Annotated in this window: 26 protein-coding genes and 1 tRNA gene; 14 read left to right on the plus strand and 13 right to left on the minus strand. The window is 54.4% G+C overall.

Translation table 11 applies throughout. From position 1 onward, the window contains the following. Positions 1 to 24 precede the first annotated feature (24 nt). Complete coding sequence (locus ACZ5EH_RS22180; RefSeq protein WP_464276032.1) at positions 25 to 303, plus strand: amphi-Trp domain-containing protein; 279 nt, start codon at positions 25 to 27, stop codon at positions 301 to 303. 79 nt (positions 304 to 382) lie between these two features. On the opposite strand, the gene ACZ5EH_RS22185 is transcribed toward ACZ5EH_RS22180, so the two are convergent. The 9 genes from ACZ5EH_RS22185 to ACZ5EH_RS22225 all read right to left on the minus strand — a co-directional run bounded on the left by ACZ5EH_RS22185 (position 383) and on the right by ACZ5EH_RS22225 (position 9,101). Further along, positions 383 to 1,171, minus strand: a complete 789-nt coding sequence (locus ACZ5EH_RS22185) for an ATP-binding cassette domain-containing protein (RefSeq protein ID WP_464276033.1) — start codon at positions 1,169 to 1,171, stop codon at positions 383 to 385. Then, entirely contained in the window at positions 1,164 to 1,862 is a 699-nt protein-coding gene (locus ACZ5EH_RS22190) for a GTP-binding protein (protein WP_464276034.1), read from the minus strand. The genes ACZ5EH_RS22185 and ACZ5EH_RS22190 overlap by 8 nt, the downstream gene beginning before the upstream one ends. Further along, entirely contained in the window at positions 1,853 to 2,875 is a 1,023-nt protein-coding gene (locus ACZ5EH_RS22195) for an ABC transporter substrate-binding protein (protein ID WP_464276035.1), read from the minus strand. Before ACZ5EH_RS22195 ends, ACZ5EH_RS22190 begins: the two co-directional genes overlap by 10 nt. Positions 2,876 to 3,133: 258 nt before the next feature. Next, a complete protein-coding gene (locus ACZ5EH_RS22200; protein WP_464276036.1) occupies positions 3,134 to 3,697 on the minus strand; it encodes a rhomboid family intramembrane serine protease in 564 nt (187 codons plus the stop codon). Positions 3,698 to 3,723: 26 nt separating this feature from the next. Continuing rightward, the gene (locus tag ACZ5EH_RS22205; RefSeq protein WP_464276037.1) at positions 3,724 to 4,938 is read right to left on the minus strand and encodes a toxic anion resistance protein; all 1,215 of its coding nucleotides are present in this window, start codon (positions 4,936 to 4,938) and stop codon (positions 3,724 to 3,726) included. Positions 4,939 to 5,181: 243 nt separating this feature from the next. Then, complete coding sequence (locus ACZ5EH_RS22210; protein ID WP_464276038.1) at positions 5,182 to 6,261, minus strand: hypothetical protein; 1,080 nt, start codon at positions 6,259 to 6,261, stop codon at positions 5,182 to 5,184. Between the two features lie 29 nt (positions 6,262 to 6,290). After that, positions 6,291 to 6,911 (minus strand): 5-bromo-4-chloroindolyl phosphate hydrolysis family protein, encoded by a 621-nt coding sequence (locus ACZ5EH_RS22215; RefSeq protein WP_464276039.1) that lies wholly within the window; start codon positions 6,909 to 6,911, stop codon positions 6,291 to 6,293. A 31-nt stretch (positions 6,912 to 6,942) separates the two neighbouring features. After that, positions 6,943 to 8,565: a vWA domain-containing protein gene (locus ACZ5EH_RS22220; RefSeq protein ID WP_464276040.1), complete on the minus strand. Its 1,623-nt coding sequence runs from the start codon at positions 8,563 to 8,565 to the stop codon at positions 6,943 to 6,945. Between the two features lie 460 nt (positions 8,566 to 9,025). Continuing rightward, positions 9,026 to 9,101 (minus strand) — tRNA-Val (locus tag ACZ5EH_RS22225). 260 nt (positions 9,102 to 9,361) lie between these two features. On the opposite strand from ACZ5EH_RS22225, the gene rfbB reads away from it, so the two are divergent. Beyond that, on the plus strand, positions 9,362 to 10,384 hold the full coding sequence (gene rfbB, locus ACZ5EH_RS22230) for a dTDP-glucose 4,6-dehydratase (protein WP_464278349.1): 1,023 nt from the start codon (positions 9,362 to 9,364) through the stop codon (positions 10,382 to 10,384). Further along, a complete protein-coding gene (gene rfbD, locus ACZ5EH_RS22235) occupies positions 10,381 to 11,289 on the plus strand; it encodes a dTDP-4-dehydrorhamnose reductase (RefSeq protein WP_464276041.1) in 909 nt (302 codons plus the stop codon). Before rfbB ends, rfbD begins: the two co-directional genes overlap by 4 nt. A gap of 14 nt (positions 11,290 to 11,303) precedes the next feature. On the opposite strand, the gene ACZ5EH_RS22240 is transcribed toward rfbD, so the two are convergent. Then, positions 11,304 to 11,588 (minus strand): BrnA antitoxin family protein, encoded by a 285-nt coding sequence (locus ACZ5EH_RS22240; RefSeq protein WP_464276042.1) that lies wholly within the window; start codon positions 11,586 to 11,588, stop codon positions 11,304 to 11,306. A gap of 220 nt (positions 11,589 to 11,808) precedes the next feature. On the opposite strand from ACZ5EH_RS22240, the gene ACZ5EH_RS22245 reads away from it, so the two are divergent. The 6 genes from ACZ5EH_RS22245 (at position 11,809) to ACZ5EH_RS22270 (ending at position 17,365) form a co-directional block, all read left to right on the plus strand. Then, on the plus strand, positions 11,809 to 12,546 hold the full coding sequence (locus tag ACZ5EH_RS22245) for a 5-bromo-4-chloroindolyl phosphate hydrolysis family protein (protein WP_464276043.1): 738 nt from the start codon (positions 11,809 to 11,811) through the stop codon (positions 12,544 to 12,546). Positions 12,547 to 12,720: 174 nt separating this feature from the next. Then, entirely contained in the window at positions 12,721 to 13,071 is a 351-nt protein-coding gene (locus tag ACZ5EH_RS22250) for a hypothetical protein (protein WP_464276044.1), read from the plus strand. Positions 13,072 to 13,140: 69 nt separating this feature from the next. Next, positions 13,141 to 14,160 (plus strand): hypothetical protein, encoded by a 1,020-nt coding sequence (locus tag ACZ5EH_RS22255; protein WP_464276045.1) that lies wholly within the window; start codon positions 13,141 to 13,143, stop codon positions 14,158 to 14,160. 9 nt (positions 14,161 to 14,169) lie between these two features. Further along, entirely contained in the window at positions 14,170 to 15,342 is a 1,173-nt protein-coding gene (gene lpxB, locus ACZ5EH_RS22260; RefSeq protein WP_464276046.1) for a lipid-A-disaccharide synthase, read from the plus strand. A 92-nt stretch (positions 15,343 to 15,434) separates the two neighbouring features. Further along, the gene (locus ACZ5EH_RS22265; RefSeq protein ID WP_464276047.1) at positions 15,435 to 16,622 is read left to right on the plus strand and encodes a DUF3179 domain-containing protein; all 1,188 of its coding nucleotides are present in this window, start codon (positions 15,435 to 15,437) and stop codon (positions 16,620 to 16,622) included. A gap of 2 nt (positions 16,623 to 16,624) precedes the next feature. Further along, complete coding sequence (locus tag ACZ5EH_RS22270) at positions 16,625 to 17,365, plus strand: HAD family hydrolase (protein WP_464276048.1); 741 nt, start codon at positions 16,625 to 16,627, stop codon at positions 17,363 to 17,365. Positions 17,366 to 17,385: 20 nt separating this feature from the next. Here ACZ5EH_RS22270 and ACZ5EH_RS22275 read toward each other — a convergent pair whose 3' ends face one another. Then, positions 17,386 to 17,589, minus strand: a complete 204-nt coding sequence (locus ACZ5EH_RS22275; RefSeq protein WP_464276049.1) for a hypothetical protein — start codon at positions 17,587 to 17,589, stop codon at positions 17,386 to 17,388. Positions 17,590 to 17,859: 270 nt separating this feature from the next. Between ACZ5EH_RS22275 and ACZ5EH_RS22280 the strand changes: the two genes are divergently transcribed. Then, the gene (locus ACZ5EH_RS22280) at positions 17,860 to 18,738 is read left to right on the plus strand and encodes an SH3 domain-containing protein (protein WP_464276050.1); all 879 of its coding nucleotides are present in this window, start codon (positions 17,860 to 17,862) and stop codon (positions 18,736 to 18,738) included. Between the two features lie 320 nt (positions 18,739 to 19,058). Here ACZ5EH_RS22280 and ACZ5EH_RS22285 read toward each other — a convergent pair whose 3' ends face one another. After that, positions 19,059 to 20,324, minus strand: coding sequence for a serine hydrolase (locus tag ACZ5EH_RS22285; RefSeq protein ID WP_464276051.1), 1,266 nt, complete (start codon positions 20,322 to 20,324; stop codon positions 19,059 to 19,061). A 104-nt stretch (positions 20,325 to 20,428) separates the two neighbouring features. Then, a complete protein-coding gene (locus tag ACZ5EH_RS22290; RefSeq protein WP_464276052.1) occupies positions 20,429 to 20,647 on the minus strand; it encodes a hypothetical protein in 219 nt (72 codons plus the stop codon). A gap of 476 nt (positions 20,648 to 21,123) precedes the next feature. Here ACZ5EH_RS22290 and ACZ5EH_RS22295 point away from each other — a divergent pair, with 476 nt between their 5' ends. From ACZ5EH_RS22295 to ACZ5EH_RS22310, 4 genes are all read left to right on the plus strand, one after another. Beyond that, the gene (locus ACZ5EH_RS22295) at positions 21,124 to 21,579 is read left to right on the plus strand and encodes a hypothetical protein (RefSeq protein WP_464276053.1); all 456 of its coding nucleotides are present in this window, start codon (positions 21,124 to 21,126) and stop codon (positions 21,577 to 21,579) included. A 30-nt stretch (positions 21,580 to 21,609) separates the two neighbouring features. Continuing rightward, the gene (tssH, locus tag ACZ5EH_RS22300) at positions 21,610 to 24,204 is read left to right on the plus strand and encodes a type VI secretion system ATPase TssH (protein WP_464276054.1); all 2,595 of its coding nucleotides are present in this window, start codon (positions 21,610 to 21,612) and stop codon (positions 24,202 to 24,204) included. A 267-nt stretch (positions 24,205 to 24,471) separates the two neighbouring features. After that, a complete protein-coding gene (locus ACZ5EH_RS22305) occupies positions 24,472 to 25,185 on the plus strand; it encodes a glycosyltransferase family 2 protein (protein ID WP_464276055.1) in 714 nt (237 codons plus the stop codon). 69 nt (positions 25,186 to 25,254) lie between these two features. Beyond that, positions 25,255 to 26,307 (plus strand): SGNH/GDSL hydrolase family protein, encoded by a 1,053-nt coding sequence (locus ACZ5EH_RS22310; protein WP_464276056.1) that lies wholly within the window; start codon positions 25,255 to 25,257, stop codon positions 26,305 to 26,307. Positions 26,308 to 26,311 lie beyond the last annotated feature (4 nt).

Below are 26,311 nucleotides of genomic sequence, written 5' to 3' on the forward strand. Positions count from 1 at the left end.
TGCGCACCACAACGGAGAAAATCCATGGGCAAAGACAAATTGAAAATGGACAGCATGATGCCGCTGGAGCAAGCTGCGGCGACCTTGGAAGAACTGGCCTGCTCGCTGAAAAACGGTACCATTTCTGTGCAGCTTGGACAGGAAACCATGCAACTATGCCCCGCTGGCGTTGTTCAGTTTGAAATGAAGGTTTCCCGCAAAAAGGAAAAACAAAAGATCAGCCTGGAGGTTTCCTGGGACGCAGAAGAATCTCCGGAAGCTGTGCAGATATCATCCACCGCCCCTGGCATGAAACTGGGGTAAGGAGTTACTCAAAATCAGCCCTTCGGGGGAGAAATTCTCCCCCGGAATATTGATCCAAAACCTGCACGCCACACCGCAGCTAGCCTTCCAGAACATCACCCCTTCGCAGTTGCGAACGAATCCTGGAAAAGGTCCCCTCCATTTCCAAAAGGCTGGCCAGCAACTGCTCTTCTTCCTGTGTGCGTTCCAAAACATTTGTCACCACCCCGTGCCCGAAAACAAGTCGCCTGTCTGCAGAGAGGGCCAGCACAGGGTCATGGGTGGCTATGACCACTATCTTGTCGCTTTTCAGCAACAAATCCAGGGCGCGTTGCTTATCCACGCCCGCGTTTTCAATCTCGTCTATCAGCAGTATGGGGGACCAGCTCAACAGCGCGGTATCCGCTATCATCAGGGCGCGGGATTGCCCTCCGGACAATTGGGTCAGTTGCGTCCCCGGGTCAAAGGATTCACCTGCAAGGTCATTTGCAGCAGCGATGACGCGATCGGCGGTGGTTTCGGGGTCCGCCACCCCTCTGCTTGCAGCGTGGGTCTGGATGAAGTCGCGCACCCCCATGTCCAGTACGAAGTTCATGTTCTGGGCCAATTGCGCCACAAGACGCCCCTGGAGTTCAAAACGGCGTTCATGGTCCGGCTTTTCGCCATCCAAAAACACACAGCGACCTGAAGGCGTATCATTGTCCGCCAGGGATTCAATGTCATAAAGAAAACGGCTTTTACCGGCGCCTGTGGGGCCGAGCAAGGCCGTGATGCGCCCGGGCTTGAATTCCACGTCCCACGCTCCAGGCGTCCCGGACTTGTCGTGCCCTGCCGTAACGCGCAGGCTTTCCAGCGCCAGAGCGCGGGTTTCACTGCTTGCATCATTCATGCGCACCTCCGAAGGCCGCCTTACGTACATTGCCCTTTTGGTAGCGACTGCCGATGCGTGTCTCGCTCAAACAGTAAGAGCAGATGGCGCCGGGCATGGCAAAACGCAGTTTCATATCCGTCACTTCAGGTATATCAGGGGCCTTTGCCAGCACAGTCGCCAGTTCCTCACACCCCTGCCCTGTCAGCCCATTGATGTGGCGTATCAACGCCCGCGCATTCATCTGACGGATGCGGTGACGGTAGACTTCGCGCTCAGCCTGAGACACCAGATCGCCCTTTGTCACCAAAACCAGGTCGGCCAGTTTAAGCATGGGGCCTATCTTGCCGGGGGCGTCGATCCCCATGAGATTGTCGATGACACACAGCGCCAACGCCCCCCGCAAATGGGGGGAGCAACGGTTGCACAGCCCCGCCGTCTCAATGACACAGCACTCGGCGCCCTTGCCCTTGGCCCAGTCAAAGGCCTCCTCCAGGTTGGTGGCAAAAAAATGGTCCGGGCAAAGCCCGCCCGAAAGCACAGCCGTGGATGGAATCCCAGCCGCATCATAGGCGTGGTCATCCTTGGTTTGCAGGCAATCGAACTTGATGACGGCGCAGGAAACACCCCGTTCCTTGAGCGTTGCGCACGCGCGCAGCAATATGGATGTTTTGCCGCAGGACGGAGGGCCGGCAACGGTAATCAGTCGCATGGCGCCACCCGCACCAGTTCCCTGAAGACGCTGTTCAGTTCATCACGAATATCGGTGATATGATTGTCATAAATGAAATCCCAGCCAACCCATTTGATTTTGGCCTCTGCGGGCAGTTCCTGCGGCAAAGGCCCCCCAAGGGGGAGAAACCATCGGGCGCTGTCTATCTCGCCAAACCCTTTGATGAAAAAGTCCAAGACACGATCAAGCCGCGGGCGCGCATCCTGTTTGGCCAGAAAATATATGGGGCTGGCTGCGCACCCGTCCTCGGGCCAGATAACCTGCATGTGCGCCGGCTGCTGGGAGGTCTCTGCAAAAAAATAGGGCAGGATATAGATGCCCCCTGCGTGCGCTGCACCGCCGGATTTGCCCATGCGTGAGGAATGCAGCAGCGACTTTGTATTGGCGGCAAAACGCCTGATGCCTTCCATGCCGTGATCTTTGTAGTAATTCATGAGCACGGCGTCGGCCATGTCATCCCCATCGCCACACATGTTGATCTGCCCTTTGTAGCAGGGATCCATCAGGTCGTCCCAGCATGTGGGCATCGGTGCGTCCCCCAGACGCTTGGTGTCCACCATCAAAATATAAGGGGTGAGCGCGTATACGGTGTAATGACCTTCTGGGTCCAGGATGCCGGTCTTTTCATGCAGCGGATGCACGCTTTCAGGCAAGACGGCTGTAAACTGCCCCTTCTTCACAAAACGTTCGGAAAACCCCTTGCGAAAAAAGTCCCCAAACCCGATGGAGGCGATAATCCCTGGCAATTGTTCAGGATCACTTTCCAGATGCAACGGGTCATACGGATCCACAGAAGTACAGCCCATGGGAATATGGATGGAGACCGGGTCCCCTTGTTCTTCATAAAGGGCGGCCACGGCGTCCAGCTTCTCTTTCACGGCCAACTTCACAGGACACGGTGAATACAACAGCAAATCCAGGTCACCAGGTTCAGGGCGGTCGTCCTGCCCCATCTGACCAACGGAAAAGATGAGTTCATCCAAAGTCTTCATTGTTTTTCTCCGGTATGCTGCACGTACTGCCCTACTAATTTGTGAGGCACGAAAACGTGGCGTGATACATTTTTGCAATCATACTTCCATGGAATCAAATACATTGAGATAGCAATACTGCAGGGCGTTCAGCGCGCTTTTCTCAGCCAAACATACGAGCGCCCCCTAGACAAGATGCAAAAAAAGCGCCCACAGACGAAAACATCTGCGGGCGCGTTGTTTTTTCCTGAATAAGAACAACCGGCGATGGAGCGCCTGTTAATCCTGCTGCGGCTTTTTGCGTCCTTTCATGAGGCCGAATGCACCGCCAAGAGCGCCCCCGAGAATATGTGCGAGCTGGGAAACATTGTCATCTGCAAACACGGCAAAGCCCTCGCGCCCCAGAAAAATGCCGGCCACCAGTACGAAGGTCAGCGGGAGTTCGCCCTGCCTGACATTGGTGATGGAATTCAGCACAATGAACATGAAGGCAAGACCGCTGGCACCCATGATGGAGGTATGAAACACGAGGGCACTGATAAGGGCAGTGATGGCGGCTGTGGCCAGACAGAAGAGCAGCGTTGTCCACGAGCCGTATTTCTCCTCCACTGCCGGACCAGCCAGCAGAATAAACAACGCGTTCCCCATGAAATGAGGCCAGGAGTTGTGCCCAAGTACGTAACTCAGGCAACGCACCACCACTTCGGGCCCGAAACTGCCCAATTGCGCGGGGGAGGTGAACCAGTTCTGCAACAGGTCAGGGGCCACCATGCCCACCCCAAGTACGGTCAATCCTCCTAGGGTCAACCCCAGCGAAACCGGGGCATTGAAGCTCAATCTCATGGTCTGCAATCTTCCTTGCTTATCGGTCAGATGCTGCGCGCCGCCTCACGTCCGGCTTCCTGCGCTTCGGCTTCATCCTCCAACGCCTTTGTCAGGCTCTCGAGTTCCGTGATGTTCTGCCGGGCATTCTGCACCATATTCGATTCTATCTGCTTGGCCTCTTCCATGCGCGTTGCCAGAATCTTGTAGGCCTTGATCAAGTCCTGAAATTTGATCAGCGGCTGGTTCGTGATTCTGGCCACTTCAGCGGCGTTGTCCATGGATTCCTGGGCAATGCTGGTCATCAAGCCGCCAAGGTAGTCCTGGGTGGACTCAAGCGCTCGGGCGATCTCTTTCTCGTCCTGCTGGGCCACCTGCAACGCCAGTCCATTTTCCAACACTGGCCGCACAAGGTCAATCATCGAGCGGACTGCGTCACGCAGATTTTCGTGATTGTTCAGCGTTGTATTGATTGTCACAAAGAACTGGGCAAAGGCATGTTCAGTGACTTTCAGGTTCTGCAACCGACGCATGGCTTTGGCCTCTGCGGCGTCCAGAAATTGCTGTTGGACGGATTCGGTAACAGCTGGTCTGGCCTCCTCGATTTTCCGCAACAGCACCTGCAATTCATAGGCGCCCAGTTTTACGTTCTGTTGCAGGACCTTGAGATTCTTGTATCGCTCTTCAAGCTCCAGGCTATTCTCGAGGAGTTTGTCCGTACCGCTTTCCAGGGATTGGATAACCGTATCCACCTGGGCCTGTACGGATTCATACCGGCGCGCAATATCGGAAAGCACTTTTCCCACCCCAGGCACACGGCTGAAAAGCCTGCTTAAGAAACCGGCGGTGCGGGCTTTTTTGATCTGCTCTATGGCAGGGTAAGGATTAATGTCGTCCATGATCCGGCGCAGACGTTCAAGATCGGTGGGAATGCTGGTGCTCTGCCCGGTCTCTTTCATGCGGTCCATGACCTTGCCCAGACTGGTGCGCAGCAGCTTGAATTCCTCGCCGGCGCGGGTTTGCGCCGAATGCCCTACATTGGTAACGGCGCGCAGGGAAGAACGGTCCTCACTGCCATCGAGCATGAGTTGCAGCAACGTTTGCGCGTCGTCCTCGGCCTTGCGCACTTCCTCTTCGGAAGCACCCTTGGGCGGCTCCAGTACGGCAGGCAGCAAATCCTCTTCGCGCACCTGCAAAGCGCTGCCCGGAGTCTGTTCTTCCACCAACACATCTTCGGCCGATTTGTTATCGCTCTGCATCATCTCCCTCCGTTGCCGCGCCGACGGCATGCATTCGATTTTGTGCCTGCAGTTTTTGTCTCTAAACCCGTTTCCACGGTATTTTCCGCTGGCTCGCCTTCGGCGTGCCCGCTTTTTTCATGCGAGCAACAAAATGCTAACCATTTTGTGCTCTTGGTATTATTGCTCAAAACACGAAACAGCAACCCTTTTCTTGCAGTCAAAACGCAAGCCGGTCACTGGTTCGCGCATCCGAAGCTGAAATGGTTACATAAGCTCCTGCAGAATGGCGTCCATCACCTCTGGTGAAGGCAAAGGCGTTACCGACTCGATGCGCTCTGGCAATCCTATCTCGGCCAGAATGGCCGGATCGTTGTCTATGCCCATGACACCGGACCGAAAGCCATAGCGCTGCCAGGCCAGCTCCTGAATTTCGGGGTCTTGCAGCGCCGTCAGCAAGCGCTCGCCTGCAGTAGTCAAAGCTATATAAGGGTGCTCACTCCACACGGTAGGCTCGGGCAATACCACACGCACCAATTTCTTGATCTGCTCCTGATAATCAGGGTGCGCCTTATAAAATTCTATTATCAAACTCTCGTAAGCCGCTATAACCGGAAAAGCCCCCTGCCCCTGCTTGATATACTTGTCAAACAGGATACCAGTGGAATTTTCCATATACCCCATGCGCTTGTAGACGGCGTCGATACGCCCGAGCAAGCCCTGCAAGGCCACCGTATCTGGCACCGCGCCGTCATTCAGGATTACGGCCATGAGCCCGGCCATAAGAAATCCCGAATTGCTCTTGGTAGGGTCGGTGGACTGCACGCTCACAACACCATTCTGACGCGGCAACCCCATTTCTTTCCAGGGCCGCCCTTGCTCCATCAAACGCAGAAATGCGGCAGTATCCGCCACAGTGGTCTTGCCGCGCTTCTGCACCACACCTTCCTGTTGCAGCGCGTCCACAATATCCGGCCAGGAATAAAACACAATAGGCGTATTGAAGATGTTCTGCTGCTTGCCATTGGCGCTCGGGTGGCGTCGCTTGAAGACCAGAGCGGCCAGCTCGCTGGAAGGCCAGAGCCCGTCCACACCGTCCAGCCCTCCTTCGCTCATCTCCAGGCTGCCCATCTTTACACCATTAATGGTCAGCCCATAGCGTTCTTGCATAATGGAGATGAATTCAGGATCATGCAGCAGGCCGCTCTTTTCACTTCCATAACGGACAGTGAGGGTGGCCGGAGCAGGCCCTTTCTGCTTGGTTCCCGATTGCAATCCAAACCAGGCGGACGCAGCAGCCGCCCCCACCAGCAACAAAAGGCCGACAAAAATTTTCGCCTTGTTCATATTGTGTCCCGATTCACGTGCATAGGCAGCTATTTTCCTATCTCAGCAACACGTATCATTTTCTTGAGCACCCGGCCAAACGTGCGCAACTCCACCACATCGTTTTCCAGATAATTTTGAAATCCCTTGCCAAAACCTTCTTCCACAACCTGCAGCAGCTCCTTGAATTCCTCTTCGTCACCTGATTTCTGCAACATTTCACGCCCCTGCGGGGTGGAGCTGAGCTTTGCATACTTTTCGATAAGGGGAAGAAAACGGTCAAGATACAGCAGGAAGCGGCTGGCTTTTGCAATGTCGCCAGGGTCATCTTCAAAGTTGTCGAATATTTTGTCAGCCAGGGCGCTTACACGCAACAAACGGTCATGAATTTCCTTGTCCGGAACATTGGCCGCCAACTGCTGGATACCGTCCACCGTTTTTCTGGCGACTCTGATGCGGCGCAGCATGTCCTCCTTGCCCAGGCTGCTGGCTTCGCTGCTAATCCGCATATCCATCCAGGAAGAGCCGACAAGGAATATGCCCCCAAACACGGCAATGCCGACAACCACACTGCCCCACCATGGCGCGCCAACAACCAGCGTACCCACCAGCATTACGGCTGCGCCGACAACGCCGGCTACCAGTTCCACATTTCGCAGAAAGAAATTCATGTTCATTTGTCCAAAGTGGCTGCACTGTCGCTTAGTTGTAGCCTTTTGCCTGACGAAAAGCGCCCACAAGCCCACGCTTGCGCCCGTCAAAAACCCTGGCCACGGTATAGCCGGCAAGCTCGTCAAGCTGCTGTTCATCCGCCTTTCCAAAGGTGACGCCGAAGACAGGCGGCAGAGCAAAGGTGGCGTTCACTTGTTGCCAATACCTTTGGACTTCTTCCAGGCTTCCATTGTTGGAGCGCCCGTCTGTGAGTAAAATGATTGAGGGGAGGTAGTTGTTCAGCTTGCTTCCCTCTTCGGCCATGATTTCCATGGCGCGCATGACGGGCAAATAAATGTTGGTACCGCCCCCTGCTTCCAGGCCATCCACGGCCTTGAGAAGGCTGTCCAGCTGTTCGGAAGAGTTGCCATCCACCCGGACTTCCTTGAAATAGCGGTCATTGAAGGGAATCACCACGGTGACGTCCTTTTCCGAGGCCTGCAGCAGATACCGTCCAGCGGCCTGCTGATCCAACAACCCGGCCATGGCCTGTTTCATTTCGGCAAGCCCCTTCCCTTTCATGCTGCCGCTCACATCCAGCAAATATACTGTAAAAGAAGGCTTGCGGAAACTCGTCTGATACAGGGAAAGCGCCTTGCTGATGACTTCCGCCGGCGGCCAGGGGATTGGCGAGATGGTCCGTTCCAGGTCGATACCCCATTCCGGGTTGTAGACGCTTTTATCCACGCTTTCGGGATTCATGCCGATAAGCGCGGTGCGAAAACCCGTCTTGAATATCTGCGCCTGCGCCTCCGGCGCGAGCAATCCATCACGCAGCTTTTCGAACCAGGCCTTCTTCTTTTCATTGCCAGGTTTGTTCACAAAACCCAGTGTGGAATCGGCAATGGCCAGCCCGTCCGTCGGATAAATGACATACAAGGGGTCCTTGCCTGCCGCCACAAGTTCCCTGTTGGCGGCAATAATCATGGATTCGTAGTTGAACATGCCATCGAGCTGATCGTAGCGTTTCAGGAACATTTCCTCCAACCACCCGGAGCTGCCTGAAGAGCGCTCTATACCGCCAAACAGCGCCTTGATCTTTTCCCGCAATTCGGGATTTTCCAGATCCTCCAGGCCCATCATTTCCGGTTGTCCCGCCAGGGCGTAGAGCAGCCCCATGTATGCAGAAGCGCCGGAATTGGACTGTGTCGCAGAGGTCATGGCGAATTCCAATTTCCCGGAGCGCACAGCCGCAAGGATGTCCTCCACGTTCACATCCGTGCCGACCCACCCCAGCTCCTCGGCCTTTGAGCGCTTTACCCCCAGCACAACCGGGGAGCGCATGATCGATGCCTCCCCGTCGACTCTGTGGAGTTCCTTGTCGCCGAGTCGTATCCACATGGAGTTTGCCGGCAGCACTGCGTCAAAGGCGAAATCGCTCTGCTGCAGGTCAAGCATCATGTCTACCGAGCCGAGATAGTGCATCTCCACGGAAAACCCGTTATCCGCAGCAACATCCTTGATAATATGCTCAATTTCCTTGCTTTCAGAGCCTGCAACGATACGTAGAGGATCATCCGGCGTCCCTTGGCAGCCCCAACAAAGAACAAGGACCGACAATACAAGCATAATTGTGACGATACGAATGGTTGCGGCATGGAGAAGGAAATTCACGCGAGGGCCCCCATCTATGTAAAGCATTTCAGTGGCGCGGGCACATAGGCCTGCCAAATCAATATTCGCAGGACAGCTATTATGCTCTAGCAACGATTTATGACAAACAAGTTACAAAGAGGGGCCCTTGCACAGACCAGGAATCACCCCGCAGCCGCCAATGGAAGACTACTCCTCAACCTTGACAACAGCGTCTGCAGTATTACCTACTATTATGCCTGGGACATTGGTGACGGGACGACCATACAAAGCAAACAAGGGCTTGACCCATTTAGCACAGAGTCTGTCGCCGCACGGTGCCCTGGGTATTTGTTCTCCAAAAGAATACATCTTCAAAGGTTTGTACTGATCGACACGCAAAAGGCCGGGAAGCGCATCCCGGCCTTTTTTTTGTCTCTTTTGCAACGTGCTGCAGGCACAAAAAAACCCGGCGCTAAATGGCCGGGTTTGTTATTTTTCGTGGTGGGCGATCCGAGATTTGAACTCGGGACTTCCACCGTGTGAAGATGGCACTCTAACCGCTGAGTTAATCGCCCGCTGAGCAACATATGGATTTACGTTCCCTGGTGCAAGCATTTTTTTCTTTCCATTATGACCTGTCCACTAAAATATCATAAAATCAGCAAATTAAAAGAACACCTCAAGATTTCACCGTGCCGCAGGCAGTTTGTCTGGCTGTGCCCAGCCTGACCGTTTGCCAGCAATTTTCACGCAAGTTGACCGCTTCCGCGCGCAAGGGTACACGTCGCGAAAGTGAATTCGCTGTCGTGAACGGCAGTCTTGGAGAAAAATGACTATGCGACTTCTTGTTACCGGTGGTTGTGGCTTCATTGGCACCAATTACATCCGCTCTATTTTCGAAACAGAGCCGGACACGGTGATAGTGAACCTGGACAAGCTCACCTACGCCGGCAACCCCATGAATCTCAAGGATATCGAGGCTCAACATAAAGGTGAGCGTTATTTTTTCGTGCATGCGGACATAGCCGACCCCGAGGCTGTGCAAAGCGCCATGGAGGAGCACCGCATTGACGCCGTGGTCAACTTTGCGGCGGAATCCCATGTAGACCGCTCCATCAATGATCCTTCTCCTTTTGTGACAACCAACGTCCTCGGCACCCAGGTGCTGCTGGAAGCCGCCAGAAAGTTGAACATACAGCGGTTTGTGCATGTTTCTACAGATGAGGTATACGGTTCGCTGGGTGCGACGGGCAAATTCATGGAAACAACGCCCCTTGCTCCGAACAGCCCCTACTCCTCTTCCAAGGCCGGCGCAGACCTCATGGCCCGCGCCTACTTCAAGACCTATGGCCTGCCCGTTGTCATCACGCGCTGCTCAAACAATTACGGGCCCTACCAATTTCCGGAAAAACTCATCCCTCTCATGTTTCTCAAGGCCCTTGCAGACGAGCCCCTGCCCGTGTACGGCGACGGCATGAATGTCCGCGACTGGATTTACGTGGACGATCATTGCCACGGTGTGCACCTGGCATTAACCAAAGGGCGCGAAGGCAAGGTCTATAATTTCGGCGGCAACGCGGAAAAGACAAACATAGATGTCGTCAAGACCATTCTGAGGACCCTGGGCAAAGACGAAAGCATGATTCGCTTCGTTACGGACCGCCCTGGCCATGACAGGCGCTACGCCATGGATTTCGAGCTTGCTCGTCGGGAGTTGGGTTTTGAGCCCTCCGTGGACTTTGCGGAAGGCATGTCCCGGACTCTGGCCTGGTACCAGGAGAATGCATCCTGGCTGCACGATGTGCAAAGTGGCGCTTACCTCGAATTTATGAAGCAATGGTATGGAGAGCGAGGATGACACAAGCCATGAAGTCCGAAGAGGCATCAGGTCCCAAGGTGAAAGCCCTGGTTCTGGGAGGACGCCACGGGATGCTGGGGCAGGCGCTGGGCAGCAAACTCGCCGCCGCCGGGTACGAAACCCTCCTCCACGGAAGAGAAGACGCCGACGTCCTGGATTTTTCCAACCTTGAGAACTACATAGCATCCATTGCACCGGACGTGGTCTTCAATGCCGTTGCCTACACGGCGGTGGACCGCGCTGAAGACGAGCCGGAGGCCGCCCAGCGGCTCAATGCGGACCTGCCTGCAGCTCTAGGGGGCATCGCGGCAAAAATCCCCTTTCGGCTCGTACATTACAGCACGGACTTTGTCTTCGACGGTCGCTCCACTACGCCGTACACACTTTCCGAGGAGCCAAACCCGCTTAGCGTCTATGGCAAAACAAAGCTTGCAGGAGAAAACGCCCTGCTCCGGTCAGGTCTGAACGGTGCATTGATCATACGCACAGCCTGGCTTTTCGGCCCTGGCCGCAAGAATTTTGTAAAAACGATTCTCACCCTGGCAAAAAACCGCGAGCAGCTTGGCGTGGTGCATGACCAGATCGGCTCCCCTACCTACACAATGGATCTGGCCCAATACAGCATCGCTTTGCTTCAGGCAAAGGATGCGCAGGGCGTTTACCACGTGGTGAACAGCGGCGAGGCAAGTTGGTGCGAACTGGCTGCTGAAGCCGTGAATCTGGCAGGTTTGAGCTGTTCCGTTTCGGCCATTACCACTGACGAGTATCCGGCCAAAGCCAAGCGACCGCAATATTCCGTGCTTTCAACGGACAAATTCACGCATTGGACCGGAGTAGCTCCCCGCCCCTGGGCTCAGGCGCTCAGAGATTATATCTTCCAATACGTGGAACTCCAGGAAGACTAGGACGCCCTGCTGCGCTAGCTGCGGCCGACCTTTACCAAATAATCACGCAGGGCCTGGTTGATCAACGTCTGATACCCCCGCGACTCATTGGTTTCTTCCGCCATATGCTTGAATGTCTCGATAATATCCGCATCCAGACGAATGGTGACCCGTGTTTTGACCGGCTTATACAGTGGACTGGCTCCCCTGGGGCGCACTCCTTTTTTCGGAGCTGGCGCGTCCAGGGCTTCAGGAGCGCATTCGTCTGTATTTCCAGAATCTTCATGCCGCGATGGCTGGTAAACGAGTTTTTGTCCCATGTGTGGTTCTCCTGACAGGACTTGCTACAAAATTGAAAGTTTGTACATATCCAATTGTATGCACAAAACCAAGACACTTGCAAGTTACAGTTCTGTGTCCAGGGTGACTTTCACGTCCCGTTTACGCCTTGCCCGCAGTACGGTGGCAATGCTATCTTAAAAATTGATACGCATACCGAGCGGTTGGCATTTTCTCTGCTCAGAACAAAAAAGGCGTCCCATGGATAAGGAATCTAGAACCATCGTTGCCACAGCCCTTGGAGCCGGCATCACCGTTGTGTTGCCCTTTTTGCGCATCCATCCGCTCATCGCCCTGCTTGTTGGGGTGGCGACATTTTTTTTCGCCAGGGATCGCATACCCATCACGCCTTCTTTGGAGGAACAACACCGCGAGAAACTTTCAGCCGGGCAATCCGAGGGAGCTGTGGCGCAACACAGCGCCCCCTCGTCTCAGGAACTGCTTATACGGCAGGGGGCGACTGCGGCAGAGCGTTTTGAAGCACTGTCACAGCAAATACCCTCTGCAAGCGTGGCTGGCACGGTCCGCGAAACTGCGGAACTGGTGCGGGAAATTTTCAAGGATTTTGTCGAAGACCCTGACGATATGCGGTTGCCCGCCTCTCAGGCTTTTTTGCAAACCAACCTGAACAGGGCGGTGCGGCTTGTGGAAGTGTACGCCAAGCTGTCGAATCTCCCTTTTCCTCCGTCAGAATCCGACCCCAAACGCCACCAGGAGCGCAAACGTTCACTCATGGACGCGGAAGACACCATCGAACTGACGCGGCAGGGCTTCAAGGCGCTGCTGGCCGAATGCCAGGACAACGACCTGCGACAACTGGACATGGATTCCCATGTGTTGACGCGAATGCTGGAAGATCGCTTTCCCCAGCTCATCGATGCGGAGCGACAGGCCATGGAAGAACAAAAAATAAGAGAACAGGACAAAGAAACATCCTGACCTTCCTTGGGAAAATAAGCCCTTTTGCCCCATCTCCCCACTGGTGCAGCAATGAAAAAAAGCATATTAGAAAATACGGTGGATCATTGAGCCTTATGGCTCAAAAAAAGTGTTCAGGGCAATCCAGCTTGGATTGCAAACATCGCCGCGTATGAAGCGGCCAAGGAGAGCGACGTGTACAAAATAATTCTCCCGTTTATTTGTATGCTTACAGGCATAGTCCTGATGACGTTGAGCGCTTGTGCAGGTCCTGTTATCACTGAATCCTCTTTCAGAGGGCGCTGTTTGACCTTCTCTCCAGGGAGCATGATGGACGGTGGATACTCCTGCGGTGACCAGCCTTCCATCTGCGATGAGTATGTTCATGTCATTGATCAGGAGTATGACAGCCGTCAGGACTGCATCAACGCCTGCACAGCCAAGTACGACGTGCTGTTTCGTAACGACATTGGCAGCGATTGTACGCCGACAATACGTTATGGAAGAGACAATTGTAAAAATTATTGTAGAGCGCACTACCAATAAGTCGCTACATTCACGGATTTTGAGAAAACACGGTTTTCTGAAATCTGTTTGCATTTTTTCGGAGGATTTGTGGAAGTTCAGTCTTCTGCCAGTTCCTGGCAGACTCGCTTAGGCCGTGCCTGCGTTGCGCTGTTCAAGGACGCCAACCGCGCCAGCATGGAACTGTTCAAGGTCATGGTGCCCGTGATTCTTGTGGTCAAGGTGCTCAAGGAACTAGGCTTGATCAGTTACCTGGCCCTGCCCCTTGAACCCATCATGGAAATCATGGGGCTGCCCGCCCAGACCGGGCTTGTCTGGGCCACCTCGCTGCTTACGAACATTTACAGTGGCATTGTGGTCTACGCTGCCCTGCTGCCGGACATATCCCCCATGTCTGTTGCCCAGGTCACAGGGCTGGCGACCGTTATTCTCATCGCCCACAACATGCCTCTCGAATTGCGCATAGCACAAGGGTGCGGCCTCAGCTTCAAAGCTCAGGCCGCCATCCGCATCGGCTCCGCACTGCTTGCTGGCGTGCTCCTGAACCTCATATTCTCCAAATTTGGCCTGCTGCAGGAGCAAAGCACCCTGCTTTTTACTCCCAGCCCTGAGGAAAAAAGTCTGCTGGTGTGGGGCTTTCACCAACTGCGCAACCTGGCCGGCATCTATTGCATTGTGCTGGTGCTCATGGGCGTCATGCGTGTACTGCAACACCTGCGCATAACCGACCTCATCAACTTTCTGCTGCGCCCCATCCTGCGTTTGATGCACATTGGCCCCCAGGCCGCCACAATCACCGTCATTGGTTTGACCCTGGGCATTGCCTACGGCGGGGGGCTTATCATCCATGAAGTGCGCCAGGGGCACGTGCCCCATAAGGATGTTTTCGCCTCCATGACATTGATGGGGCTTTCCCATGCGCTCATTGAAGATACGCTGCTCATGACCCTGATAGGCGCCAACACCCTGGGCACCATGTGGTTTCGGCTGCTCTTTTCCCTGGTGGCGGTTGCCATGCTGACCCGTATCTATATGTACCGCCAGGCCAGACAGGAAGCGAAACGCAGCGCAAAAAACCTGGAACAGCCAGGGGCGGCGTCTCCCCGATAAGGTTGCGCCATGACCGCCCCACGTATCTGGATCAATGCAGGCGAGGCCTCCGGAGACCTGCACGGCAGGCTGCTGGCTGATGCGCTCCTGCGCCTGGCGCCTGGCGTCTCCATCCTTGGGATGGGGGGAAGCGAGCTGCGAGCTGCCGGTCAAGAACAATACGCCCATATCGACGAGCTTTCCGTCATGGGCTTTACCGAAGTATTGGGACAGCTTCCCAAAATTTTGCGGCTGCTGGGTCGCCTGAAAAAGGATTTGCAACGTACCAGGCCAGACGTGGTTGTTTGCATCGATTCCCCGGACTTCAATTTCCGCATCGTACGCATGGCCAACGCCTTGAACATCCCGGTGGTCTATTACATCAGCCCCAAAATTTGGGCCTGGCGTAAAGGGCGCGCCCGTTTCATAAAAGAGCACGTCACGCGCATGCTCAGCATTCTCCCCTTTGAAGTGGATTTCTACCGCGGCTATAGCGTTCCCGTTCAATATGTGGGCAACCCCCTGCTTGACGCCATAGACTGGGGCGCCATCTCGGATATTTCCCCCGACCCTATGCAGGTCGGCATCCTTCCAGGCAGCAGACGCAAAGAAATCCTATCCCTGTTGCCTGAATTTGCCCTTGCCGCCCGGGAAATGGGACAACGTATGCCCGGCCTGCGCTTTCCTGTTGGACGCGCGCCAAACATTCCCGAAGCCCGCATCCGGGAATTATGGCCAGAGGATTTGCCCCTTGAAATCGTGGAGCCCGAAAAACGCTATGAAATGATGCGTAAAAGCACCATGCTGCTTTGCGCCTCTGGCACGGTAACCCTGGAGTCCGCTCTTTTGGGCACCCCCACCATCGTGGCCTACAAGCTTTCACCAGTCACCTTTGCTTTGGCCAGACGCGTGGTAAAGGTCCCGTTTATCAGCCTGCCCAATCTTATTTTAGAAAAGGGCGTCTTCCCCGAACACCTGCAGCAGGATGCCTCCGGGCATATATTGGCGCAAGCGGCGCTTAGCTGGCTTGAAGACCTACCCAAGCTGGAAACCATCCGCAAAGAACTTGCACGCCTGCACCCCTTGCTGGGGCGAACAGGCGCTCCCTTGCGCGCCGCACAGGCTGTGCTCGAGGTATGCGGCGTGGAAACAACCCCTCCTGAAGATGCCGCACCGGAAATATCTTCTGGTCCGTCCTTATAAACGGCTGCCACCGTGCTTGTTTCCAGGGCTCTTGAATTCGCACACCACGAACGACACTTGATTCCGGCAGCTCCCCCCCGTATGGTGTGCTCATGAAATTGCAAGCCATGTCATGCATCCGCCCGCATTTTGTGCGGTTATCAGGTCTGGTTGTCCTGCTGTTTTGCGTGTTGGCGCCTGCGCTTCAGGGTATGGCTGCCGAAGGCGAAATTGAACTCACCCTGCCCGACCCCCTTGGCGCAGACCTCAGTACGGGGCGCCTCAATACGTTGAAAGAGAATATTGTGGAAACGGGACTGGCGCCTGATGCCATCAGATCCATCGATGCCCCCATTTTTGTGGACATCTCAAATGCGGCCCTTGTGGAAGATGACAAGGATGTTGTTTTTGTTGCTGATTTCGGGGTCAACGCATCAGGGCAACGAGATGTTCGCATCTACCCCCACAGCATCATGGTCTGGCATCAGGTGGTCAACGACACCACCGACATGGGTGAACGCGTGGCCATAACATACTGCCCGTTAACGGGATCCCTGGTGGGATACCGCTCCCGTGTGGGAGACTACACCACCAATTTCGGTGTCACCGGCCTGCTGGTGAACGACAACGCCGTGCTTTACGACCGCGCCACAAACAGTCAGTGGCCGCAATTACTTGGCGCTGCCATCGACGGTCCCTTGAGGGGCGAGAAGCTGGATCGGTTCCCTTTGCTCTGGACCACCTTTGAAAGGGCTTCAAAGGCATACCCGGAGGCCAGGGTTCTTTCCCGGACGACGGGGCTCAGCCGGAATTACGGACGTGATCCCTATGGCAATTACCGGTTGCAGGGCAGCTATTATTACGATGATATGATCGTCTATCCCCTGACGTATTGGGACAAACGTCTCCGCCCGAAAGAGCGTATTCAAGCAGTGCAGTCCTCGGATGGCCAACCCTTTGCCGTCCGTGTGGATGCGGTGCGTGAGGCCGGGGCGCTTAATTTCCAGGCAAACATGCTCTCTTTGGTTGCCATACACGATCAAGAGTTGGATACGGTGCGCATATACAACCGGGAAGTTGACGGCAAAGAGTTGGCATTCGAGATGGTTGCTGGAGAGCTTCGAGACAAGCAAACCCGTTCGATCTGGAGCATGGAAGGCGAATGCCTCTCCGGCGTCTATTTCGGACGCAGTCTGCAACCCCACCCTACCTATCATGCGTTCTGGTTTGCGTACGCTGCCTTTTACCCTTCCTCCATCATTGTACCAGAAGTGGCACGCCCCTGGCGGGAGCAAAACTGACAATGACGGATTTTCGCCATATCTCCACCGGATCCGATACCAGCTTGCGCTACCGGGCCGTTGTCTTTGACTTCGACGGTACTTTGGCAACATTGACCTTGGATTTTGCCAGGATGCAACAAAATGTGGTTGCAACAGTTGCCACGTTCTTTCCACACCCCCCTGCCCCGCCGGGGATACCGATGTTGGAATGGGTGGAGCAGCTTGCCCAAGAGCTCCTGAACAGCAATGCCTCTGACGGCCATGCCATGGCGGCTGCATTGCGTAATGCCGCCAATGCAACAAGCATCAGGGAAGTGGAAGTAGAGGCAGCTGCAAACGGAGGATTGTTCCCTTACACACGTCCCTTGCTTGCTGCGTTACGCAATGCCGGCATAGGGGTGGGTGTCATAACGCGAAACTGCGCCCCCGCCTTGGCAGTGGCGTTTCCAGATGCAGCGGACTATGTGGATGTGATGCTGACCCGTGACGATGTGACCCGGGTCAAGCCGGACCCTGCCCACCTGGGCGCTGCCCTCGAGCGGATGCAATGTCCACCCGGGGCAGCGTTGATGGTCGGTGATCACCCTATGGATATTGAAACAGGGCGTTTGATGGGCACGCATAGTGCTGGCGTCGCAAGCGGACGCATCAACACTGAAACCCTGGCCGATGCTGGAGCAGATTACGTGGCAACGGATTGTCTGGCACTATGCAAGGGGCTCGCAGACCAGGGCCTGCTCCCCCCCTTGAATGGGTTATGATCCTTCCACACCAGCGTTCTTTACTTTGCGGGGCGTCCTTTGGTCAGTTCACTCTCGCGGGGCTGAAAAGGGGCCTCACGATCTGTTTCCATATCACCAATATAGTTTGACAACGCTTCTTCAGCCAGGCTGGAAAGCGTCATGCCCGGCGTCCAATAGGCAGCGTTTTTAGCACTTTCTACAACATCTTTCGAAATGTAGAATGTTATCCTCATTTTACTCACGATAGCCTCCCATCCCCCCATGTGATATTGTCATTACATAATACGCATAATCACTTACAATGAAGATCAGGTGTCATACCTGTTTCTTTTCCACGACCACAGTACTCTCAAAAAAAAAACCGTTCCATGTCGACGGTGTGGCGCCTACGACGAAACAGTTGCATTTCTTCAGCAATTCCGTATTTTCAGCACTGCGGGCTGCATCTCTGCGCCCACATCAACAAAATTGCCATTTTGCAGCCAAGCATCTGTGATAAAAGGAGCGTTTCGATGTCTCTGAGGTCATTTATCCTGTCGACGTCGCTGCTGGCTTTCCTGACTGTCTTCTCGTGCATCGTTGTTCCAACCGTGAACGCCGATGAATGGAACCAGGTTTTTGATCAGCCTGAATATTTTGAGGTTGTCCGGGGTGTTCACTTACGAGCAGCACCTTCAAATAACGCATCCATAATCATCACGCTCAAGCCAGGTACCCTGCTCAAGGGCACGGCCATTGAAAACGGCTGGCACAAGGTAACTACGGCTGATGGCAAAAGCGGCTATATTTTCAAACGTTTCCTTCGCAGCAATCCAGATGCTGCCGCCAGATTTGCAGTCGGAGACGTAAAGCCGCCAGAGACGCCTTCCACATCGGTCGCTCCTGAGCAAAAGCCCGCCCCCGATCAGGCGCCCGAAGGGGAACCTCTCGTTTCGCCTGAACCGCAATCTTCGGCCGAAGCAGCGCCTGCAGAAGAACCGTTGGTGACTCCTGCGCCGACCACACAGGAAGAACCGCTGGCCACTCCCCCTGCCCCCGGCGCTAAATCCGAGCCCATAGCTTCTGTGGAGCCCCAGGTAACGCAAGGGGCGGACTGCAAGCGCATCAAATTCCAACCCGGTGCAGTATCCGGCTCAGTGGACAGATCCCTGGAGCAAGGGGGAACCCATTGTTACCAATTGGGCGTTTCAAAGAACCAATGGATGGAGGTCTGGCTGACCTCGGCCACGGATAACGCCGTGTTCCAAATCTTTTCACCGTCAGGCTCGTCCATCACATCCGGCGAGTCCCACTGGCTGGGCAGAACAGACCAAAATGGCGACTTCATCATCCTGGTCTCTGCTCTGGACGGCAAGGATGCCTCTTACAATCTCAAAATCCAGATCAAATAAACCGTAGACCACCTACTTTCCGACTAAGCGCCCCCTTTGCTGGACACACCAAAGGGGGCTTTTTCATACCAAACACAGCATTAGGTTTGCGCAGCAAGCTCCCCAGGCTGTGCAAATTGTTTCAGTTATTGCTTTTATACCCACCCCACCGGATCGTCAATTACCTATTTTGTTACATTTTGATGGCAAACTATTACGCATTTTGCAAAACACTGTATTGCCCGGGGCAATGAACCAAAAAAAAGCCCGGCCCAACGAGGCTATTGCCTTCGCCGGACCGGGCCGCTCCTCCACATTCCCCAAAAATTTGACGCTATATATCAGGACCCCAATTCCATGATAACGGCATGGCGCATGCTCATTGTACGGGAAAGTCGATCCTTATAGGCTTTGGCCTGCCGCATGCTGTCAAAATTCCCGATATAAACCCTGTACCAGATGCCTTTGGATCCAAGATCAACCTCTTGCGAGCGCACATTCTGCACACCGCGACGCTGCAAGGCTTTGGCTCGCTGCCTGGCCTTGCTTCCTGTGCGCCAGGAACTTTCGTGCAGCGAGAACAGCGGGTGAGAATAACTGCCCTGCAAGGTGGGGGCGGCAACATCGTAGGCTGCGTTTCTCAGGCTGGGGCCTTTGCTGGCGGACATTGCCATGGAAGCTGCGTGGTCGACAGCGGCATCGACAATGGCGTTTCGCCGGGGAGATAGTTTGGCGTTGGCAACGGGCTGCGGGCTCTTATCCGGCGCCTTGGCAAGCTGCACCTTGGGTGTCTGCTGCTGTACCGGCAGCGTATCAAAGCTCGCTTCCAGCAGCTTTTTGGCTTCTCTATTACGGATGGCGGAGGTTTTGCCGCCCAAAACAACCATCAATAACCGCCTGCCATTGCGCTTGGCCGTGACGATGATGTTGAAACCGGACGCTGCAACGTACCCCGTTTTAAGACCATCCACGCCCGGCACCTTACCCAGCAGCTTATTGCTGTTCCGGCGCTTGATTTTTCTGTGGTACATGTGGGTTTTGGAATGCAATTCCAAAGATTCGGGAAAACGCCGCAAATAGGCATAGGCAAGACGCATCATGTCCCTGGCCGTGGTCAGTTGCCCTTTTGCCGGCAATCCGTGCGGATTCTTGAACGTGGTGTGGTCCATGCCCAGAAATTTTGCTTTACGGTTCATCCGCTCGACAAATTCCGCCTTTCCGCCGCCGATGTACTCGGCGATCGCCACACAGGCGTCATTGCCGGAAGCAATGGCCATTCCACGCATAAGTTCAGATACTGTGACAGTTTCCCCTGCAACAAGCTTCATGCTGGAGCCGCCGGTCTTTGCCGAGGCCTTGCTGATGGTCACGTTGTCGTCCAACTTGACCCGCCCCTGTTCTACGTCTTCCCAGACCAAGTACATTGTCAGCACTTTGGTCAGCGACGCCGGGGCAATTCGCTTGTCCGCATTCTGTTCGAAAAGTATCTGACCAGTCCCCATGTCCATTACTATTGCAGATTTGACTGCATACCCCCCTGCCGTGGCCGGCGAAGCATGCAGCAGCACCAGAATAAACAGGGTGGCGATCGCGACGAAACGTTTCATTCCGCTCTCCCCTTGCGTATCGTTTCAGCGTGTCGCTATCAGTGCGTCTCAGCCCGCCCGGCAGGGCCACCTGTCAGGCGGGCAGAGCGAAACAGCGTCTTCCGCTACTCCTTTTCTGCAACAATGGGAGTATTCTTCCCAGTGTCGTCAGCCTGCGCGGAAGCAGTACCTTGATCGTTTACAGGTTGCATTTCCACAATCTGATACGTTTCGTTTTCATGACCAGATGCATCGCTGCTGCTGACAGTAACATTGAATGCCAACGCCGAACTGCCTATGGCCAACACTCCCAACATCATGATAATCAGTGCAATGTTCTTCATGGCTGTCCTCTCCTTTTTTGGGCCCGCCCGCAAGAGGGGGCGCCGTTTAATAAAGCCAAAATCTGCACTGGGTTTTGCCAAGAGTGTGCCAATACTTGAAAAAATAAATATTAAATTTTTCAACCTACTGAAATAATTGATTTCAAATTTTTTCTAGAGTTTTTTTAGATACTTATCAACCCTTTGTACGCACATAAGGGGTGTCAATGCTCCAACAGGGTTGTGCAAGTGGGCGAAGCATACTATTACTGAGACCAGAAAATGCTTGGCATTTTGTTGGTTGGCTGCATAAAAGCAGTACGATTATCGTTTGAGCAGCTATGAAACGGCGCTCTGTCCGCCTTGATAAACGCCTGATATCATTCTGCTCATAGTTTCAACATCCGCCAGTTTCAGGTTAGGAAGAAGGGCCGTCCGCCCTTTAAAAATGCCCTGCCTGGGGGGCATGCATCACCTCAAGACGGAGGCAGAAGGGAATGAAACGTCTGTTTTTCGCCGCTGCATTGATTGCATTCCTGCTTTACTCATACGTGGCGACAGCGGCCACCATCAACGGTGTGGACGTGTTGGAGTATGGTCTTTACACATACGACTCCAAGGTTGTGGTCGTGGAAGAACGCCATGGGTCGACAAAACTGTCCAACATCAGGCACCTGGCCACCACGCTTGAAATCCCCTTCCGTGAAAACACGTTCTTCAGCATAAAATACGTGCTCAAAAGCCCCGATCCAAAAGCCAAGGTTGACGTCGAACTGCATATCACCAACCCTGCAGGGGACGTTTCCAAGGGCAACATGGAGTTGTTCACGGACAATATCACCGTCACCAACATAGAATTCACCAAGAATGATCTCCCTGGAGATTATCTCTTCGAGATAAAGAACGGCGACGAAGTCTTGCTATCCAAGACGATTACGTTCGTGAATCCATAACGCAGCCGTAAAACCAGGCTCCGGCCAGACATGCTCAAGGTTCCCTTAAACGCCCTGGTGGAGCGTCTAACTCCCTTCTGCCTGCAACAGCTGCAGCGCACTGCCGCCACCAGTGCGGAACGCACGCATTATGAAGTCGACATAGAGCATCTGCTGCTCTCCTTTTGTCGCGAGGAAACCGGCGACATCCCCCTCATATTGCGCCACTTCGGCATAGAGCCCGAAGCCCTGGCGCTGCTTATCGAACACGCCCTGGCTGAACTGCCCAAGGGGCACAGCGGGCGTCCTGCCATGTCTCCCCTACTGGTGGAGCTGATTCAGGACGCCTGGCTGACCACGACCATTGAACTGCAAGGCCAGCTCATCCGCTCCGGCGCGCTTTTGTTGGCAATACTCGGCTCTCCTGCTGAAGCATGCCATGGCCAGTACGCATCCGTGCTCAGAACCATTCCGCGCGAGCGTTTGCTCTCGGGTATTGCCACCATCACTGCAGAATCAGTGGAAAACGAGGTGCAGAGTCTGCCGGGAAGCGCCGCTTTTTCCCCCCAGGGGAGTGCAGATGAAAGCGGGCTGGCCCGTTTTTGCAGCGACCTTACAGCTGCAGCAGAAGCCGGCCAAATGGACCCGGTGCTGGGGCGCGACCGGGAAATGCGACAAATTATCGACATCCTGGCCCGTCGCAAAAAAAACAATCCCATCCTTGTAGGCGACGCCGGTGTCGGCAAAACCGCGGTGGTGGAAGGCCTCGCCCTGCGCATTGCAGCGGATGATGTGCCGGACATGCTCAAAGGCGTGCGCATTCTGACCCTGGACGTCGGGCTCATGGAGGCCGGCGCTGGCATGAAAGGGGAATTCGAGAACCGCCTCAAGTCGGTCATCCAGGAAATCAAGGATGCCGAAGAGCCCATAATCCTGTTTATCGATGAAGCGCACACCCTGATTGGCGCCGGCGGACGCATTGGCGGCAGTGACGCGGCCAACCTGCTCAAGCCTGCCCTTGCAAGGGGCGAGCTGCGGACCATTGCAGCCACTACGTGGCCAGAATACAAAAAATATTTCGAAAAAGACCAGGCCCTGACCAGGCGCTTTCAGGTTGTCCGTATTGATGAGCCCGACATGGAAGCAACCGTCGACATTCTGCGCGGTCTCAAGCCCAGTTATGAAAAAGACCACTGCGTGAGCGTGCGTGACGACGCGTTGATCGCTGCGGCAGTATTATCCCGCCGCTACATCACTGGGCGCATGCTGCCTGACAAGGCTGTGGACGTTCTGGATACGGCTGCAGCCCGGGTTAAAATCAATCTGAGCCACCCCCCTGAAGCCCTTGAAGACCTTGAGCGCAGTATAGACAAGGTGCGCCGCTCCATCAGAAATCTTGAGGAAGATCAGCGCAAGGGCGCCCCCATTGATATGGACTCCCTTGCCGGCATGCGCTCCCGGCTGTTTGTTCTGGAGGAGCGTTCACAGGACCTCAAACAACGCTGGCGCATGGAGCGAGACCTTATACGTCAGATCGTGACGCTGCGTGAAAGCAGTATTGTGGACACGGACCAACTGACCCAAATGCTGCAAAACCTCGAGGACCTGCAGCAGGATGATCCGTTGCTGCGTCATGAAGTCGACCCTGATGTGGTGGCTCATGTCATTTCCGACTGGACCGGCATCCCCCTGGGCAAGTTACTGCGCGACCATGCACAGGCGGTGCTCAACCTGGAATACACCCTTGCCTCCCGCATACGCGGCCAGGAACAGGCTCTGGATGTCATTGCAGGCACGCTGAAGGCAGCAACATCGGGATTACGCGACCCGTCACGGCCTTTGGGGTGCTTTCTTTTGGTGGGGCCCAGCGGTGTGGGCAAAACAGAAACCGCCCTCGCCTTGGCAGACTCCTTTTTCGGCGACGAGTCTTCCATTGTGGCGCTGAACATGAGTGAATTTCAGGAGCGCCATACCGTAAGCCGTCTTATTGGCTCGCCCCCTGGTTACGTAGGGTACGGGGAAGGCGGGTTGCTGACCGAGGCGATCAGACGTCGCCCTTTCTGCGTTCTGCTGCTGGATGAAGCTGAAAAAGCAAACCCGGAAGTTCTGCACCTTTTCCTGCAGGTTTTTGACAAGGGGACCCTCACGGATGGGGAAGGCCGCGAAGTGGATTTTCGCAACACCATCATCTTCCTGACCAGCAATCAGGCGGCGGCGACCTTGAGCGGTATGGCCGGGGAAATAAGCACGCTCTCCCAGGATTCGGTACTGGAGGCGATTCGCCCCGAACTCCTGGAGCAGTTCAAACCGGGACTGCTGGCACGGCTGACAATTGTCCCCTACTATGAACTGGATGTGCAAATACTTGCAGAAATTGCCGCACTCAAACTTGAGCGCCTGGCCGAGCAGCTTGTCAGCGGCAGCGGCATGCACCTTACCTATACCCCTGAAACGCCTCTGCGTATTGCAGAACGCAGTCTGCACATAGGCTCTGGCGCACGGGGCGTAGAGCATGTACTGGCCCTCGATGTGCTCCCCCGCATGAGCCAGGAACTGCTTGAACGCATGCAGCAAGGTGCTCCCCCTCGTGCTGCTTCTCTGGGTGTTGACGACAGCGGCGGTTTTACATTGCGATTTGGTGCGTGATTCGCAACACTACGAAGCTACAGATGCTCCTTGTCTCTTTTCCAAAGGACCTTTACATTCTCCCTGGTTTGTCGTAGGCGACAATCTTTTGGCAGCGCTCTTGCTTGTAAGAGCAGGGCGAAATGTGATTTTTCATAGGGCATACTTGGACCGTGATCCTTTCCATTTTGGAAGTTTCGGCCGGCCTGCCCATTTCGACGTGCACTGGACAATCCAATCAAAGGCATCCCTTAGATTATGTTCAATAATAAAAAAGTAATCGTGGTTATGCCCGCGTACAATGCGGCCAAAACCCTTGTAAAAACATACGAAGAAGTCATGGCTCAAGGTGTTGTCGACCAGGTCATTGTGGTGGACGACGCCTCACAGGACGATACAGCGGATGTAGCCAGAGATCTTGAAAAAACTGTCGTCCATGTGCATGAACAGAATCGAGGCTACGGGGGCAATCAAAAAACCTGCTATCGTCTGGCCCTTGAAAATGGGGGTGACATAGTCATTATGGTCCACCCCGATTATCAGTACACGCCCAAGCTGATCCCCGCCATGGTCTCCCTCATCGGCAACAACCTTTATAGTTGCGTACTGGGCTCCAGAATTCTGGGCGGATATGCGCTGCAGGGGGGCATGCCCCTCTGGAAGTATGTTGCCAACCGCGGGCTGACCTTTGTGGAAAACCTGCTCATTGGCGCCAAGTTGTCCGAATACCACACGGGGTATCGCGCCTTTTCTGCTGATTTGTTGCGTGAGTTGCCCCTTGATAGAGATTCCAATGACTTTGTTTTCGACAATCAGATGCTTGCCCAGGTAGTTTGGCTGGGACATAAAATTGCTGAGATTTCATGCCCTACGCTGTATGAGCCGGATTCGTCCTCAATCAATTTCAAGCGGAGTGTAACCTACGGCTTGGGGTGTCTGGACACTGCGGTCAGGTTTCGCCTTGCCAGAATGGGGCTGCTGCAATCGCCCCTATTCCCTTGACCGCCAACGCAACGTGTACAGGAATCTGATGACTGGCCGGACATTAGCAAAAGGTTGCAGGGGGACGTTGTGAAACAGTTCTTCAAGGCACTGTTTTTTCTTTTCAAATGGGCGCTGCTCATACTCATAAGCATTGAATTGTTGTCCTTCGCCATTGTCTCGGTCAGCAACTACGTGTTGTATGGACACATTCGTGAAGGATCACGCGCCTTTTATGATCCCTATACCACATTTCGCAGCAGCGAAGGCGTTCGCCCAACACTGAATGAATGCTCCCCCGGCGCCAATCGTCACTTTGTCATTTGGATATTTGGCGGTTCCACTACACGCGGCAATACGGAAGATGACGCGATGACCCTTCCGAGCCAGCTTGCAGCACAGCTCAATTCCCGTAATGACGGGGTGTGCTATGAGGTGCGCAACTTTGGTGAAAATTCTTATAATTCTTTGCTGGAAATCCAGTATTTTGAAAAGCAGCTCATTCACAATGGCGAACGCCCCGACCTTGTCATTTTTTATGACGGTGCGAACGATTGTGTCTATTTTGCCCAACATCGCACACCAGACGGGCATCATGGCTACCGCCGCGCAAAAGCATTGGTAGAAAGCTACTACAAGAGTTTTTTTGGTGTTTTCAAAGCCTTGAATGCAGCAATTCAGGCGTCCTTCACCAAGGAACTAATGGACAAATTCTTCCAGGTACAGGTCCCCATCGATCCGGAATCCAAGGAACTGAAAGAACACGTCAAACAAGTAGGTGAGCGGTACGCTTTCGCAAACAAGGTTGCAGCCTGCTATGGGGCGCGTTTTCTCGTCTTTTGGCAACCTGCCCAGTGGGTTGAACAGGAAGACGTAATGGTGGAAGTGCGCGAAAAAGAAAACAAGCACTTTATCAACACAGAGCGCTTCAGCACTATGCGCGGCAATTTCACCACAGTCTATGAAGCCTTGGAAGCCTCACTCAAGAATCGCTCGTATTTCATAGACTTCCGTAATGTACTGACGAAACGCAAAGACGTTGCCTATAAGGCGGATGGCGTTCATCTCCAGGATCTGGGACGCAATATGGTGGCAGACGCCATGGCAGAAGTCCTTGAAGAGCGCGGGATACTGCCCCGCTAAAGCG

The organism is Desulfovibrio biadhensis (assembly GCF_055388615.1).

Excerpts from the sequence above, each read along its gene's own strand:
- ACZ5EH_RS22280 (WP_464276050.1), top strand. The coding sequence starts at position 17,860 with ATGTCTCTGAGGTCATTTATCCTGTCGACGTCGCTGCTGGCTTTCCTG.
- rfbD (WP_464276041.1), top strand. The coding sequence starts at position 10,381 with ATGACACAAGCCATGAAGTCCGAAGAGGCATCAGGTCCCAAGGTGAAA.
- ACZ5EH_RS22210 (WP_464276038.1), bottom strand. The coding sequence starts at position 6,261 with ATGAACAAGGCGAAAATTTTTGTCGGCCTTTTGTTGCTGGTGGGGGCG.
- ACZ5EH_RS22270 (WP_464276048.1), top strand. The coding sequence starts at position 16,625 with ATGACGGATTTTCGCCATATCTCCACCGGATCCGATACCAGCTTGCGC.
- ACZ5EH_RS22190 (WP_464276034.1), bottom strand. The coding sequence starts at position 1,862 with ATGCGACTGATTACCGTTGCCGGCCCTCCGTCCTGCGGCAAAACATCC.
- ACZ5EH_RS22195 (WP_464276035.1), bottom strand. The coding sequence starts at position 2,875 with ATGAAGACTTTGGATGAACTCATCTTTTCCGTTGGTCAGATGGGGCAG.
- lpxB (WP_464276046.1), top strand. The coding sequence starts at position 14,170 with ATGACCGCCCCACGTATCTGGATCAATGCAGGCGAGGCCTCCGGAGAC.
- ACZ5EH_RS22305 (WP_464276055.1), top strand. The coding sequence starts at position 24,472 with ATGCCCGCGTACAATGCGGCCAAAACCCTTGTAAAAACATACGAAGAA.
- ACZ5EH_RS22285 (WP_464276051.1), bottom strand. The coding sequence starts at position 20,324 with ATGAAACGTTTCGTCGCGATCGCCACCCTGTTTATTCTGGTGCTGCTG.
- ACZ5EH_RS22290 (WP_464276052.1), bottom strand. The coding sequence starts at position 20,647 with ATGAAGAACATTGCACTGATTATCATGATGTTGGGAGTGTTGGCCATA.
- ACZ5EH_RS22295 (WP_464276053.1), top strand. The coding sequence starts at position 21,124 with ATGAAACGTCTGTTTTTCGCCGCTGCATTGATTGCATTCCTGCTTTAC.
- ACZ5EH_RS22200 (WP_464276036.1), bottom strand. The coding sequence starts at position 3,697 with ATGAGATTGAGCTTCAATGCCCCGGTTTCGCTGGGGTTGACCCTAGGA.
- rfbB (WP_464278349.1), top strand. The coding sequence starts at position 9,362 with ATGCGACTTCTTGTTACCGGTGGTTGTGGCTTCATTGGCACCAATTAC.
- ACZ5EH_RS22185 (WP_464276033.1), bottom strand. The coding sequence starts at position 1,171 with ATGAATGATGCAAGCAGTGAAACCCGCGCTCTGGCGCTGGAAAGCCTG.
- ACZ5EH_RS22245 (WP_464276043.1), top strand. The coding sequence starts at position 11,809 with ATGGATAAGGAATCTAGAACCATCGTTGCCACAGCCCTTGGAGCCGGC.
- tssH (WP_464276054.1), top strand. The coding sequence starts at position 21,610 with ATGCTCAAGGTTCCCTTAAACGCCCTGGTGGAGCGTCTAACTCCCTTC.
- ACZ5EH_RS22180 (WP_464276032.1), top strand. The coding sequence starts at position 25 with ATGGGCAAAGACAAATTGAAAATGGACAGCATGATGCCGCTGGAGCAA.
- ACZ5EH_RS22240 (WP_464276042.1), bottom strand. The coding sequence starts at position 11,588 with ATGGGACAAAAACTCGTTTACCAGCCATCGCGGCATGAAGATTCTGGA.
- ACZ5EH_RS22215 (WP_464276039.1), bottom strand. The coding sequence starts at position 6,911 with ATGAATTTCTTTCTGCGAAATGTGGAACTGGTAGCCGGCGTTGTCGGC.
- ACZ5EH_RS22265 (WP_464276047.1), top strand. The coding sequence starts at position 15,435 with ATGAAATTGCAAGCCATGTCATGCATCCGCCCGCATTTTGTGCGGTTA.
- ACZ5EH_RS22205 (WP_464276037.1), bottom strand. The coding sequence starts at position 4,938 with ATGATGCAGAGCGATAACAAATCGGCCGAAGATGTGTTGGTGGAAGAA.